Below are 14,311 nucleotides of genomic sequence, written 5' to 3' on the forward strand. Positions count from 1 at the left end.
ACTATGGGAAAAGAATTAATAGAAAAGGTTTTTAAAAAATTTGAAAATCATTTAAATATTGAGAAAAATAATAGAATTGTTTTCTCTGGAAAATTTGGAATTGGAAAATCTTATTTTTTGAATGTATTTTTTAGTGACGAAAAATATGAAAAAGAGTATTTTCCAATTTTTATAAATCCGGTAAATTATTCAGTTTCAAATAATCAAGATATTTTTGAATTGATAAAGTTTGACATACTATTTCAGATTCTAGAAAAAAATATTATTGACTTTGAAGATTTTGATTTTCCAATAGGAAATTTAGTTTATCAATATTTCTCAAATAAATTTTTGAATGATTTTATTTCAAATATAGATTTATTAGGAGAAACGGTTATTGAAGAACAAGTACCTAAATCTTATTCAATAATCAAAAATGTTGGGAAATTACTTTCAAAAATTTCTGAAATTAACAAAGGTGATTTTGATAATTTCAAAAAAGAAATGGAATCAGATCCAGATTTAAAAATTATTAAAAATTTTTTTGATAAAGAAGAATTAAAAATTGGTTCTCTTTATGAAAATAATGCAGTTTCTCAGCTCATTTATAAATTAATAAAAGATATTGAAACGAGAACTGAAAAGAAACCTGTTTTGGTTATTGATGATTTAGATAGAATTGATCCTGAGCACATCTTTAGAATCTTAAATATCTTCTCTGCACACGATAAATTGGGTGAAAATAAATTTGGATTTGAGAAGGTCATTTTAGTTTGTGATATAAATAATATTAAACATATTTATCATCATTTTTACGGAGAGCATGTTGATTTTTTTGGATACATAAATAAATTTTATTCTTTAGAAGTTTTTGAATATTCGAATAAAGATTATGCAAAGTGGTTTAATGAAAATTTTAAAGAAGATGCTTATAGAAATGGTAATATTGATTTTTTAGGCTACATACTATCAGATGCTATTTCAAAAAATTATATTTCTGCAAGACAGTTGTTTAATGACGATTTCTCAAGAAAAGGTGTGACAAATTTTTATAATTTTAGTAATTCTCAAAATTACGATGTATTATTTAAACATAAATATATCAATATATTCTCTCTATTTAAAAGCACATATATACTACTCAAGACTATAATTCGGTATTTTGGCGATTCGAATAATTTTATAAAATATGTGCAAAACGTTGAATTTAATCAATTGTCAAAATACCAGAATGTAGTTGGAGAACTATACCTATTTATAGATTTCAAAAAGGAAAAAAATGAGGATAACAACAATAATCTCCTTGTTACCCCATACAAGTTTAGCATAAATTTTAAGCATGGAAGATTTGAGTTTACTGGTGATTTTGTTAATGCTGATCTAAAATCTCTTTTAATAGATGCAATTGTGCAGTATAATGAAATAATAGAAATTTAACTAGAATATAATAAATGAAAATCACAGACCACATAAAAAACGCCAACGGCAAAACTCTTTTCTCCCTCGAAGTGGTTCCGCCTCAAAAGGGAATCGGGATTGAAGATTTATATAAAAATATCGACCCGTTAATGGAATTTAAGCCTCCATTTATCGACGTCACGACTTCAAGGGAAGAATATATTTATATTGACAAAGGAAACGGTTTGATGGAACGCCGTATCACGAGAATGCGTCCCGGTACGTTAGGAATTTGTGCGGCAATTCAGCATAAATACAATGTAGATACTGTTCCACACTTGCTTTGCGGAGGTTTTACCAAAGAAGAAACAGAATATCTTTTGGTAGACTGTATGTATTTGGGAATCGACAATATTATGGCGCTTCGTGGCGATGCGATGAAGGGTCATCAATATTTTGAAGCCACTCCCGGCGGTCACTCAAGTGCTATGGATTTGGTGAATCAGATCAACAATTTGGGAAGAGGAAAGTATCTTCACGACGATCAGGCTTGCGATGAACACAACAAATTCTGCATCGGAGTTGCCGGTTATCCCGAAAAACATATGGAAGCTCCGTCAATGAATTACGATCTGAAATGGCTCAAGCAAAAAGTGGATGCCGGCGCAGATTATATCGTCACCCAAATGTTTTTTGACAATAAAAAGTACATCGAATTTGTTACCAAAGCCCGTGAAATGGGAATCACGGTTCCAATCATTCCAGGAATTAAACCGATTGCTACTAAAAAGCATTTAAAATTACTGCCACAGGTTTTCAAAATTGATTTGCCTGAAGATTTGATTAATGCCGTGGAAAGTGCGAAAAATAATGAGGCCGTAAAACAAATCGGCGTGGAATGGGCCATTAGCCAATGCAAGGAATTGCTTGATTTTGGCGTTCCCGTACTTCATTTTTACTCGATGGGTAAAAGTGATAATATTAAAAAAGTGGCTGGAGAGCTGTTTTAAATAGTTAGTAAATGTGAAAAGATAAGGCTTCAGAAATTTTCTGAAGCCTTATTGTTTATATTCTGTCTGATATTGAATCAATTGATCAAAAACACTTTTCGTTGTCGGTTTTGAAGAATTGGTATTAAAAATAAACATTCCGCTGTCGATATTAAAAAAGTATTTTTTTGTATCATCACTCACCGAAAACCATTTCAACAGTCCATTCACCAGATTGATATCTTCCCATCTTATTGACGATTCATCCAGATTAAACGTATGCGGATTCTGATTTAAAGTATCTCTGAAAATGATCTTACGGTCTTCAATATAAATCATTCCGCTTCCCTGAAACGCTTTCAGTTTAAAGAACTCATTTTGCGTATTTCCCATATTGTACCGTACAAAAGCATGATATTCCGGAGTACCAATTTCATCCAGGAGAATTTTCTGTTTTTTCTTTCTGCTTTGTGCCGCCAAGTATGCAACCAGAAAAATAATTGCAGGAATAGACAACAGAAAAATGAAAAATAAGATAACAACAAAAACTAATGGTTCCATGATTTGATTTTTTTAAATTTTAAACTGTCGGATGCTTTTCAAACTCCTTTGTGCGGTCAAATAAATATCGGTAAGTCGCCAGTTTTCTTGTCACTTCAGTCTCCAGATGTTTTGCAAGCCCCAGCATTTTTGGGTTAAAATCCCCAATCCACTGCATTTCAAAATCCTCAAATTTTGTTGCCACACGGAAATGGTTGGCCGCCTCTACGATGAGGTAACCTTCAACCCCTTTATTTTGCCACTCCGGAAGAACTCCAAAAATTAAACCAACGAACTTGGAATTATGCTTAAAAGTTTTGTAATAAAGAAACTTCAGCTTATCTAAAAATCCAAATTTCCCATTGAGATATTTAAACCATTGATTCAGATCCGGAATATTGATCCACATCGCAATCGGATTTCCACTTTTATAAGCGAACCACGCAATATGTTCATTCATTACAGGTTTCATCGTGTTGAAAAGTTTTTTGACGTCATTCAGAGTCATCTGCTTTCCGCCACCGTGGCTTTCCCATGATTTGTTATAAATTGTATAAAAATCTTCAGCAAACTTATCCATATTGGCCCTGGTCACACGTTTAGACGAAAAATTTTCGTTTTTAGAATGCTTGGCGTGCATAATATTGAAAATCCTTGAAGTAGGAGCGTGGGCTTTTCTGCTGAAGCAAAGTTGGTTATAATAGATTTGAAATCCGTAATTCTCAAATAGATCTTTGTAATAAGGGAAATTGTAATTCATCCCGTACAGAGGTTCAGAAAAACCTTCAATGAGTACACCCCAAAATTTATCGCGTTCCCCGAAATTTATTGAACCATCCATCGCTTCTATACCTCTCTGCTGAAGCCAGTTTTTACAGTGGTCAAATATGAAGTTGGCAGTCTCCTGATCATTAATGCAGTCAAAAAATCCTATCCCGCCGGTGGGTTGTTTTTCGATGTATTGCTTATTGATAAAAACAGCAACTTTTCCAACTGTCTTATGATCTTTTTTAAACAGAAATCTTTTGCATTCACCAGTCGTAAAACACTTGTTTTTGCTGTTGTCAAAAACGCTTTCAATGTCTTTGTCTAAAGGCCGGATATACGCTTTGTCATCTTTATAAAGTCTCGCTGGAAACTCCAGAAATTCCTTTTTTTGTGCGCTATTCAGTACTTCTTCTGCAATGATCATAATTTTTCAGGCTAATATAAGGTGAAAGGTAATTCAAATTTGGGGCAAATTAAAATGTAGAATTAATTTTATCCGTATTTTTGTTGCAAAATAAATAAAAATGGTTGATTTTACCGATAACGATGATGATATTTTCACAGGGAAAGAGCATACGCCGATTCGTGAAGATGCCTTTGAGAAATCGCCACAGGAAAAGATAGAAAAAATTACTGAACTTTTTGGAGAAATCATGGAAACACTTGGTCTTGATATGACCGATGATTCATTAAAAGATTCTCCCAAAAGAGTTGCAAAAATGTATGTAAATGAAATTTTCGGTGGATTACTTCCTGAAAACAAACCCGGAATTTCTACATTTTCAAACAAATACAAATACCGCCAGATGTTGGTGGAAAAAGACATCACAGTTTACTCATTCTGCGAGCATCACTTTCTGCCAATAATCGGAAGAGCACACGTTGCGTATATTTCAAGTGGTGACGTAATCGGACTTTCAAAAATCAACAGAATTGTTGATTACTATGCGAAAAGACCACAGGTTCAGGAGAGACTGACGATGCAGATTGTTGATGCCCTAAAAGATGCTTTAGGAACTCAGAATGTTGCCTGCATTATCGATGCAAAACACCTGTGCGTAAACTGCAGAGGAATAAAGGATACTGCAAGTTCAACCATTACTGCAGAATTGAGCGGGATTTTCAGAACCAATCCGATTACCAGACAGGAGTTTCTGCATTATGTAGGAAGCCACGCGAAACTGGATTATTAAATGCGATGATTAATCAGATTATAAAAAGAAATATCAGATTACTTTCCGAAAGATATGGATATGAAATATCTTATTTCAAGAATGTAGTTTTGATAAAAAATGAAAAGAATTTCATTGAAATTTTCTCCAAAGTTAAAGATTATATTGAAGTTAAATATAATTTTGAAAAGGGAACTTTAGAGATTGAAATTCAGGATTTTGAAGTTTATGATCTGTTAATCAAAATTTTCCGAAGAAAAGAATTAGAAAAAGTGAATTTAAATCCAATGGATCCTTTAAATCTGGCTGATCTTGAAGAAGAGTTTGGATGTTTAAGTAAATTCGAAGAAAAACTTACATCCCTTATAAATTCAGAAGTTAATTATTCTGATCTAGGGGGAAATAGAGTTTTAACAGAACTTTATCAAGATATTTTAATTTTAAGAGACGACATTGGAGCTTCAAAATCTAATGTAATAAATATAAGCAATGATAAAATTTAGAAAAGTTTCAAGCCAGATTTTCATCACAACCATTATTTGTTGTGGCTAATTTGTAATGAATTAATTTCAAATTTCAAACCTCAAATTTCAAATCAAATAATGCAATTAAAAATATACAATTCGCTCACAGCGGAAAAAGAAATATTCACACCAATCCACGAAAATAATGTCGGGATGTACGTTTGTGGACCGACGGTTTACAGCAATGTGCACTTGGGAAATGTGCGAACTTTTCTTTCTTTCGATTTTATTTACCGAAGCTTAATGCATTTGGGATATAAAGTTCGTTACGTAAGAAATATTACTGATGCTGGGCATTTAACTGACGATGGAGACGTCAACAACGACCGTTTCGTGAAGCAGACCCGTCTTGAAAAACTGGAACCCATGGAAATCGTGCAGAAATATACAGTCGATTTTCATAAAGTTCTGGAAATGTTCAATCTTCTGCCGCCAAATATTGAACCTACAGCAACCGGTCACATTGTTGAACAAATCGAACTGACTCAGAAATTAATCGAAAAAGGTTTTGCTTACGAAAGCAACGGTTCAGTTTATTTTGATGTTTTAGAATACAACAAAAGAGGTTTGAATTACGGTGAACTTTCAAAACGTAATATTGAAGAACTTTTTGCCAACACCAGAGATCTTGACGGACAGGGCGAAAAGAAAAACCCACAGGATTTTGCCTTGTGGAAAAAAGCTTCTCCTGCTCACATCATGCGTTGGAATTCTCCCTGGGGAGAAGGTTTTCCGGGATGGCACCTTGAATGTACTGCGATGAGCACGAAATATCTGGGCGACAAATTCGATATCCACGGAGGTGGAATGGATTTAAAATTCCCACACCATGAATGTGAAATCGCACAGGGAAAAGCCTGCAATGAAGTTGAACCGGTTAATTACTGGATGCACGCCAACATGCTGACCATGAATTCACAGCGTATGAGCAAGTCAACTGGAAATTATATTTTACCTAAACAGTTGGTTTCAGGTGAAAACGATTTTTTCGAAAAACCTTTTCATCCTACAATCGTTCGTTTCTGCTTTCTTCAGGCGCACTACAGAAGTGTTTTGGATATTTCCAATGACGCAATGCTGGCCAGCGAAAAAGGTTTCACAAGAATGATGGAGGCGGTAAAAGTTTTAAATTCAATTACGCCAAATGATCAAAAAGAATCTGGTTTTAATCTGAAGGAATGGAAAGCCAAAGCGTATGATGCTCTGACAGACGATTTCAACTCTCCGGTTTTGATTGCACATTTATTTGAAGCTGTGAAATTTATTTTTGCTTTAAAAGAGGAAAAAGAAACAGTTTCTACCGACGATTTAGCAGATTTAAAATCAACTTTAAATGCTTTGATATTCGATGTTCTGGGTCTTCAGGCAATTGAAGAAAATAATAATGAAAAGCTGGATCAGACGTTACAGGTTTTAATCGAACTGAGAAATCAGGCAAGAAAATCTAAAAACTTTGAGCTTTCAGACCAGATCAGAGACAAACTTTTAGCTGAAGGAATTGAACTGAAAGACGGAAGAGACGGAACTTCATATGTTTTAAATTAAAAGGATTTCTCCTAAATACATCTCCCGCAGATTTTTTGCATGCAGCAGATTTAAAAAAGTAATTTGTTGCCTGAGCTCTAAAATCTGCGGGATTTTTTGTGCCATTAACAAATGAAATATTCTCAATCATGGCCTCAACCTCAACCTCAACCTCAACCTTAACCTTAGCCTCAACCTAAAAAAAAATTCTTTCCAATTCAAAAAATGTTTAACTTAGTAAGACTAAAACAATTACAATTTAAATATTGAAAATATGAAAAAACTTTTATTCCCTATTGTTCTGTTGGTACTCGGAAATACAGTCAATGCACAGCAAGACTTTTTTGCGCTGGCAGGTAAAGATTCTCCAAGAATTGAGTTCAACGACATCCGTGCGATGAATACGGATGGCGGTTCAGGAACACAGATTTTCACATCTGTTTCGCAATCTGAAGTGTTTTCACAAAATTCCAGAACGAAAGTTGCTGAAGATAAAGCTTCTTACGGAAATTCTCAGGCGATGAATCTGGCTGCACTCGCTACAGATTTATCACAGGAAAATCTGATTTATATGCCTATGTTTTCTTCAAATATTTACGTTTTGAATCAGAAAACAAAGCAAATTACTTTGGTTGAAAATAATGTAGCAAAGGTAACATCCTGCGACATTAATTCTCACATTACAAGAATGACTTTAGGCTACGATGGAGCTGTTTATGCACTGAATAATGCCGGAACACAATTGCTGCAGATTTCAAAGAAAAACGGACAGTATTCTGTTTTAGATTTAGGTATTGTGAAAGATGCCGCTTCCAATGGTAAAAACTCGTTTACAGCAATGGAGACTGGTTTTGGTGGGGATATGATTTCGGATGCAGAAGGTAATTTTTATGTTTTTGCTGCTTCAGGCAACGTGTTTAAAGTGTCTCCTAAAAATCTTGAAGCCTACTTTTTAGGTAAAGTCTCTGGTCTTCCTGAAAATTATTCAGTTAATGGTGCTGCAGTAAATTCCAAAGGTAAAATCGTGGTGGCAAGTGCTAAAGGTAATGCTTTATTTGAAGTGAATTTCGAAAGTCTGGAAGCAAAACAGTTGGCTGGAGAAACCAATCTTCATATTTATGATCTGGCGAGCAAATATTTTCTGAATGACAGAAAAGCAGTTGAAACTACTCCGATAATCAATGCTGAAATCTATCCGACAAGAGTGGATGAGAATTTCATTTACGTCAATTTAAATCAGACAAAAATCAAAGGAAATATAAAAGTTGATATTTTTGATCTTTCAGGTAAAAATGTTTTGAGCAGAAAAATCTCTGTGAAAGACGGAAATCTTAATGAAAAAATTGAATTGTCCAATCTTTCTCAAGGTGCTTATCTCGTAAGTATTTTTGATAATTCAGGAAAAGTAATTGCTTCGAAAAAAGTTCTTAAAACTAAATAGCTTCAATTTTGCCATTTATATGTGTGCCTCTCAAATTTTAATTTGAGGGGCTTTTTAATAAATAATTGATGCAGAAAATCAGTTGTTTTACGTTATAAAACACTATTTTTATCCAAAAATAGATAGATGAAATTATATTTTAGTATAAGATATATTGCAAAACAGGGAGAAAATTTATTTGTTTCAATCAATTCCGATGATCAAGGGAAGCACGATCACCAGATGCAGACAACAGAATTTGGTGTCTGGAAAACGGAAGTTGATTTTTTTTCTAAAAACATCTCATACAAATATTGCGTAAAAGATGAACAGGGCAACGTTATTTCTGAAGAGGGAGTTAATCATGAGCTATCATTTCCGCACACGTACAAAGAGTTTGTGATCTCTGATGTCTGGAACAAAAAAAACTTTCCGGAAAATTATCTTACCAACAAGATTCTTAAAAACAAGCTGACAGGTTTTAAACCTGAAAAAAACAGCATTCTAAAAAAACATACCCATCTTTTCAAAATTGCTGCACCAGTTTATCATCCTAACTGGAAGATAGCACTTTTCGGAAGTTCAGAATCACTTGGAAATTGGGATTACAACAGGGCAGTCGTTTTTTCTCAAACCGATTTTGGCGTTTGGGAAGTTTCGGTAGAAATTTCAGAACATTATCCTGTAGAGTATAAATACTGCATTTTTGACAGTGAGCAGAATAAAATCATCGATGTAGAATCTGGGGCTAACAGATTGGTTTACCCGAATTCAAACAAAGAGGTTCTGCACATCGTTTCGGATCATTATTTTAAGTTTAAATCTTATCAGATGTACCATGACGCCGGTGTTGCGGTACCGGTTTTTTCACTGAGAACTGAAGACGGTTTCGGTGTAGGTGAATTCCCGGACTTGAAAAAACTGGCTGACTGGAACAATGAAACAGGTTTAGGCATCATTCAGATATTACCAATCAACGATACGACGGCAAATTACACGTGGACAGATTCTTATCCTTACGCAGCGGTGTCAGTTTACGCTCTGCATCCACAATATCTTTCTTTGGAAAAACTTGATTATGCTCTGCCGAAGGATTTAGTTAAAGAATACAGTGTTCAGAAAGAAGAATTGAATTCCCTAGAACTCATCGATTACGAAAAAATGATTTCCGGGAAATGGAAATTTATAAAAGCGGTTTTTGAGGAGCAGAAAGAAAAGATTTTTAAGGACAGAAATTTTAAAAAGTTCATAAAAGATAACGAAAGCTGGCTTGTACCTTATGCATCATTTTGTGTTTTAAGAGATAAATACAAAACCCCGAATTTCGGAGAGTGGAAAACGCATAAAAAGTATATCGCAGGTAAAATTTCTCAGCTTTTTACGGCTAAAAATAAAGATTACGAGGCGGTTATGCTTCATTCATGGGTGCAGTTTCAGCTTCATAAGCAGTTGAAAGATGCGGTTGATTACATGCACGGTCTGGGGATTTCCATTAAAGGAGATCTGCCGATCGGAATTTACCGTTATTCCGTGGAAGCGTGGACAGAACCTGAATTATTCGGAATGGATTTTCAGGCAGGAGCACCGCCGGATCAGTTTACAGATTTAGGTCAAAACTGGGAATTTCCGACCTACAATTGGGAAGCGATGAAAAATGACGGCTACCAATGGTGGAAAAACAGATTCAAAGCTTTGGAGCAGTATTTTGATGCGATGAGAATTGATCATATTCTTGGATTTTTCAGAATCTGGAGAATGCCGATTTCGGCAACGCAGGGGATTTTGGGGTATTTTTATCCTGCGGTTCCTGTAACTGAGGAAGAATTCAGAAATCTTCATCTGCCGTTTGATTTTGACCGTTACTGCAAACCTTATATTAACGATCATATCCTCTGGAAATATTTTGGTGAAAACCACACCAGAGCTTTGGAATATCTGAATCATAATCCTGATGGTACGTACACTTTTAAACCTGAATTTGATACTCAGAGAAAGCTGTCAGATCATTTTAAGAAGAAACCTAATGTAGATATCGGCGAGCAGTTAATTTCTCTGGCGGCAAATGTTCTTTTTTTAACGGAAGAAAAAGATCGAGAAACGGTTTACCATCCACGATTTAATGTATATAAAACAGAATCTTACCAGTATTTATCTGATTGGGAAAAACGGACGATCTACCATCTTTATAACGACTATTTCTTCAAAAGACAGGATGGTTTATGGTACGAAAAAGCGATGGAAAAACTTCCTGTAATCCTGAATGCTACAGAAATGCTGATCTGCGGTGAAGATCTCGGTCTTGTTCCGGACTGTGTGCCTGTGGTGATGGATGAGCTGGCAATTGTGGCTTTAAAAGTGCAGAGAATGCCTTCCGAAAATGTACCTTTTTACAATCCCAAGCGTGCGGATTACATGAATGTTGTAACAGCTTCTTCACACGACAGTTCTACTCTGAGACAGTGGTGGAAAGAGGATTCTGAACTTACACAGAAGTACTTCAATGAGCAGCTCAACCAATACGGAAAGGCTCCCGACAGCTTAGAACCCTACTTGGCTGAAATCATTATGAAGCAGCATCTTTACAATGATTCTATGCTGGCAATATTCCCGATTCAGGAGTTTTTGGCAACGGAAGAATCACTTTCAAATCCGAAGATTGATAATGAAAGAATTAATAATCCAGCTGTTTTCCCGCACTACTGGAGATACAGAATGCATGTGGGTATTGAAGAACTCAATAAAGAAGAAAACTTCAATTCAAAGATTAAAAACTGGATTGAAGACAGTGGAAGATTATAAATTTAACAACTGATTATCAGTTGTTTAAATTTAAATTAAAAGAAGTTTTATCGAAAGATTTAACTTCTTTTTTTTTCCTATATCCAAAAGATAGAATTGAGAGATTCAAAACATTATAAACAATTAATGATTATAGAAATGAAAAAAATACTTTTGGGATTTGCTTTGGGATTTGCGACTTTGTCGATGGCTCAGCAATATCCAAATTACGGATACGGAGATAATGGTTACTCTGACGGATATTACAGTGATGAAGACGATCAGAATTATTTCCCTGATGATTATTACTACAATTATCCGCAGGATTACTATCCGCAGGATTATTATCAGAGCTATTACAACGATTACAGAAACTCAGTTACCAATATCAACTGGAATGTGTTTTTCAGACAGAACAGATTAACGAGATGGCAAATCGATCAGATTTTATATCTGAACAGCCTCTACAGTAATTTTGCAACATGGAATAATTTCTACAGTTACAATCCGGACAGATGGTATTACGACAGATTCTACGCTTTGGAAAGAATTATGGGACCGAGAGTTTTTATGGTTTTCCAGAATAACTATTACAGAGGAAATGCGCCGATTGTTTATTTCCAGAATTACAGAAGAAGTTATTATGCGCCAAGATTCAGAGTGATGCCTCGATACCGAAATGTAAATATCAATATTTATAAAGTTAACAGAACAGAATTCAGAAGAACAGCAAATCCTACACTAAATGTAGTGAGAGGTTCGGGCTTCAGAAATAATTCCGAATCAGGTTTCAGAGGAAATGCAGGAAACAGCGGGACAAGAAATCCGAACGGTGGTTTCAGAGATAATAACAACCCGGGAACAAGACCTTCAAATGGAGGTTTCAGAGACAACAGCAATTCTCAACCTCGAAGCAATGGCGGTTTTAGAAATGAAAGCAGTAAGCCGAGATCAGAGAACAGCCAGCCGAGAGGTGGTGGATTCAGAAATGAAAGCAGTCAGCCGAGAACTGAAAGCAGCACACCGAGAAGTGGAGGATTTAGAAATGAAACCCGTGCGCCAAGAAACGAGAGCAGTGCACCTAGATCAGGTGGAGGTTTTAGAAATGGAGGAGAATCGAAGCCACAGAGAAGTGAAAGCCCTTCTGGAAGAGGAAATTCCGGTGGTGGAGAAAGAAGTGGAGGGTTCAGAACCCGTTTAGCAGGAAATTAGTTTTCATATATTATATTTGAGTGGTGTAGAGAGTAGGTTTTGTTGCCTACTCTCTTTTTATTTGTAATTATGGGTGAATTATTAATAATTAAATTTAACATTTTTTATGAAATTAATTTTTAACTTTTAAATAAAATCTATATCAAACCAATACAAAACAATTAATTAAACCTTTAATAAAATGAAAAAATTAATATTATCAATCGCATTAGTAGGATTCGGAAGTTTGGCAATGGCTCAGCAAGCACCTACACCTGAACAGAGAGAAGCTAAAAGAGCTGAAATGCAGCAGAAGATGCAACAGAGAGAAAAGGATCATTTGGATAAAATGCAGAAAGATCTGAATTTATCTAAAGATCAGGTTGCCAAAGTTCAGGCACTCCATGACAAGAAAAGAGCAGAAAGAAAGGCTGATTTCGATAAAAATAAAGATATGAGAATGGCGAAGATGAAGGAGATGAAAGACAAAAGAGCACAAATGGATAACGAAATGAAAAGCATTCTGAATCCTGAACAGTACAAAAAATGGGAAGCCGACAGAAACGCAAAGATGGAACAGCGAAAAATGGCAATGAAAGACAGAAAAAAAGGCGACAGACCTCACCACAAGCCAATGAGACCGGCAGTGGAGCCTACCAAATAGTGAGTTCATAATTTGATTTTTTAATGTGTGGTTTGAGCGGAAAATTTATTTTCCGCTCTTTTTTTTACTCAAATCAGAAAGTCGGATGAAGGAAAATCTGAAGCCTAGTTTTTATCTAATCTAAAATTAAATTTCTTTCATCGTTTTACCAACCGCCTTATATTCCGTAAATTTGATGATAAATTAAAAATTATGGTAAGCGAAAAAATTGCACAACTTATAAACGAACAAATAGCACACGAGCAATATGCTGCTCAATATTATCTTTCAATGTCTGCATGGTTTTCTGCAAGAGATCTTGACGGAATTGCCAATTACTTCAGAGTTCAGAGCAAAGAAGAACTGATGCACGCAGACAAAATGTTTGACTATTTAAATGACGTAGGCGGAGAAATCATCATCGGCGAAATTGCAAAACCTCCTCACGAGTTTCTTAATGCAACAGATATCTTCGAAAAAGCTTTGGAGCACGAAAAAAAAGTAACAAGAAGTATTTTCAATATCGTGAAAAATGCCAATGACGAAGGAGATTTTGCTACAACATCTTTCCTTCAGTGGTTCATCAACGAGCAGGTAGAAGAGGAAGCAAGTGCTTCACAATATGTAACCAAAATCAAAATGGTTTGCGACAACCCTTCAGCTTTATACCTTTTTGACCAGGAGCTGGCAACAAGAAAATTTGTTCCGGACACAAAAGCATAAGATTTTAAAATTAAATATTCTAAACCCTGAAAATTCATTTTTCGGGGTTTTTCTTTGTCTGGATTTAACTTAAAAATGATATCCGTAAAAATACGGTAGTGAAATAGGGAAAATACTGTTTTTTAGTAACTGAATTTTCTTCATTTTTGTAGAAAACTAATTAACATTATGGGACAAGAATTTGACAGAAGAGAAAGAGGCGGCGCAAACAGCCTGAGTGCAGATTTTATTAAAGCCGCAGTAGAACAGTACAGAACCAATCAGCTGCAATGTACAGCTGATAATCTGGGAGTAAAAGATGCTCATTCGATTTGGTTTGATCTGCCTAAGCTCAAAAAATTTATAGCTGATATAGAAAATTTGGCAGGAAGTTCAGATTCATCGGTTACGGATGCAGATCTGGGAATAAGAATGTATTACGCGGCGTATCCAGAGAATTGTGAGGATGCAGATATTAAAAAAGAATATCACAAATGCCATACCCTCATTATGATTCCGACCAAAAAAGACAGTTCATCTGGGCAGACAATTCACAGAGATTTTAATCCATTAGAAAGCACTGACGACAGAAGACTTGCTTTGGCTACAGTGAATGCAATGGCTCAAAATCACGGCAGTCTTGCGCCTCCAGATAATTGTGATGGAGAATCATATTAAAATTA

Annotated in this window: 13 protein-coding genes; 11 read left to right on the plus strand and 2 right to left on the minus strand. The window is 35.1% G+C overall.

Going from position 1 to position 14,311, the window contains the following annotated elements; all coding sequences use genetic code 11:
* Positions 1 to 3: 3 nt before the first annotated feature.
* Complete coding sequence (locus ASG21_RS03890) at positions 4 to 1,416, plus strand: P-loop NTPase fold protein (protein WP_056076160.1); 1,413 nt, start codon at positions 4 to 6, stop codon at positions 1,414 to 1,416.
* 14 nt (positions 1,417 to 1,430) lie between these two features.
* Complete coding sequence (metF, locus tag ASG21_RS03895; protein ID WP_056076163.1) at positions 1,431 to 2,387, plus strand: methylenetetrahydrofolate reductase [NAD(P)H]; 957 nt, start codon at positions 1,431 to 1,433, stop codon at positions 2,385 to 2,387.
* 48 nt (positions 2,388 to 2,435) lie between these two features.
* Here the strand turns inward: metF and ASG21_RS03900 are convergent, their stop codons facing one another.
* Both ASG21_RS03900 and ASG21_RS03905 read right to left on the minus strand, forming a co-directional pair.
* Complete coding sequence (locus ASG21_RS03900; RefSeq protein WP_056076166.1) at positions 2,436 to 2,927, minus strand: hypothetical protein; 492 nt, start codon at positions 2,925 to 2,927, stop codon at positions 2,436 to 2,438.
* Positions 2,928 to 2,946: 19 nt separating this feature from the next.
* On the minus strand, positions 2,947 to 4,098 hold the full coding sequence (locus ASG21_RS03905) for a hypothetical protein (protein WP_056076169.1): 1,152 nt from the start codon (positions 4,096 to 4,098) through the stop codon (positions 2,947 to 2,949).
* A gap of 100 nt (positions 4,099 to 4,198) precedes the next feature.
* Between ASG21_RS03905 and folE the strand changes: the two genes are divergently transcribed.
* The 9 genes from folE (at position 4,199) to ASG21_RS03950 (ending at position 14,306) form a co-directional block, all read left to right on the plus strand.
* Positions 4,199 to 4,867: a GTP cyclohydrolase I FolE gene (gene folE, locus ASG21_RS03910; protein ID WP_056076172.1), complete on the plus strand. Its 669-nt coding sequence runs from the start codon at positions 4,199 to 4,201 to the stop codon at positions 4,865 to 4,867.
* Positions 4,868 to 4,872: 5 nt separating this feature from the next.
* On the plus strand, positions 4,873 to 5,349 hold the full coding sequence (locus ASG21_RS03915) for a hypothetical protein (RefSeq protein WP_056076176.1): 477 nt from the start codon (positions 4,873 to 4,875) through the stop codon (positions 5,347 to 5,349).
* 99 nt (positions 5,350 to 5,448) lie between these two features.
* Positions 5,449 to 6,915, plus strand: coding sequence for a cysteine--tRNA ligase (gene cysS, locus ASG21_RS03920; protein ID WP_056076179.1), 1,467 nt, complete (start codon positions 5,449 to 5,451; stop codon positions 6,913 to 6,915).
* A 253-nt stretch (positions 6,916 to 7,168) separates the two neighbouring features.
* Complete coding sequence (locus tag ASG21_RS03925; RefSeq protein WP_056076181.1) at positions 7,169 to 8,335, plus strand: T9SS type A sorting domain-containing protein; 1,167 nt, start codon at positions 7,169 to 7,171, stop codon at positions 8,333 to 8,335.
* Positions 8,336 to 8,461: 126 nt separating this feature from the next.
* Entirely contained in the window at positions 8,462 to 11,113 is a 2,652-nt protein-coding gene (locus ASG21_RS03930) for a 4-alpha-glucanotransferase (protein WP_056076184.1), read from the plus strand.
* Between the two features lie 138 nt (positions 11,114 to 11,251).
* Positions 11,252 to 12,304, plus strand: coding sequence for a hypothetical protein (locus ASG21_RS03935; RefSeq protein WP_185113704.1), 1,053 nt, complete (start codon positions 11,252 to 11,254; stop codon positions 12,302 to 12,304).
* A gap of 181 nt (positions 12,305 to 12,485) precedes the next feature.
* Entirely contained in the window at positions 12,486 to 12,947 is a 462-nt protein-coding gene (locus ASG21_RS03940) for a hypothetical protein (protein WP_056076189.1), read from the plus strand.
* Positions 12,948 to 13,139: 192 nt separating this feature from the next.
* Positions 13,140 to 13,649, plus strand: coding sequence for a ferritin (locus ASG21_RS03945; RefSeq protein ID WP_056076193.1), 510 nt, complete (start codon positions 13,140 to 13,142; stop codon positions 13,647 to 13,649).
* 168 nt (positions 13,650 to 13,817) lie between these two features.
* Complete coding sequence (locus tag ASG21_RS03950; protein WP_056076196.1) at positions 13,818 to 14,306, plus strand: hypothetical protein; 489 nt, start codon at positions 13,818 to 13,820, stop codon at positions 14,304 to 14,306.
* The last annotated feature ends 5 nt before the right edge of the window (positions 14,307 to 14,311 follow it).

The organism is Chryseobacterium sp. Leaf394 (assembly GCF_001424105.1).
Lineage (GTDB): Bacteria > Bacteroidota > Bacteroidia > Flavobacteriales > Weeksellaceae > Chryseobacterium.

Coding starts and splice junctions, on each gene's coding strand:
- ASG21_RS03945 (WP_056076193.1), top strand. CDS start 13,140: ATGGTAAGCGAAAAAATTGCACAACTTATAAACGAACAAATAGCACAC.
- ASG21_RS03915 (WP_056076176.1), top strand. CDS start 4,873: ATGATTAATCAGATTATAAAAAGAAATATCAGATTACTTTCCGAAAGA.
- ASG21_RS03890 (WP_056076160.1), top strand. CDS start 4: ATGGGAAAAGAATTAATAGAAAAGGTTTTTAAAAAATTTGAAAATCAT.
- ASG21_RS03940 (WP_056076189.1), top strand. CDS start 12,486: ATGAAAAAATTAATATTATCAATCGCATTAGTAGGATTCGGAAGTTTG.
- ASG21_RS03900 (WP_056076166.1), bottom strand. CDS start 2,927: ATGGAACCATTAGTTTTTGTTGTTATCTTATTTTTCATTTTTCTGTTG.
- ASG21_RS03950 (WP_056076196.1), top strand. CDS start 13,818: ATGGGACAAGAATTTGACAGAAGAGAAAGAGGCGGCGCAAACAGCCTG.
- cysS (WP_056076179.1), top strand. CDS start 5,449: ATGCAATTAAAAATATACAATTCGCTCACAGCGGAAAAAGAAATATTC.
- ASG21_RS03925 (WP_056076181.1), top strand. CDS start 7,169: ATGAAAAAACTTTTATTCCCTATTGTTCTGTTGGTACTCGGAAATACA.
- ASG21_RS03935 (WP_185113704.1), top strand. CDS start 11,252: ATGAAAAAAATACTTTTGGGATTTGCTTTGGGATTTGCGACTTTGTCG.
- ASG21_RS03930 (WP_056076184.1), top strand. CDS start 8,462: ATGAAATTATATTTTAGTATAAGATATATTGCAAAACAGGGAGAAAAT.
- metF (WP_056076163.1), top strand. CDS start 1,431: ATGAAAATCACAGACCACATAAAAAACGCCAACGGCAAAACTCTTTTC.
- folE (WP_056076172.1), top strand. CDS start 4,199: ATGGTTGATTTTACCGATAACGATGATGATATTTTCACAGGGAAAGAG.
- ASG21_RS03905 (WP_056076169.1), bottom strand. CDS start 4,098: ATGATCATTGCAGAAGAAGTACTGAATAGCGCACAAAAAAAGGAATTT.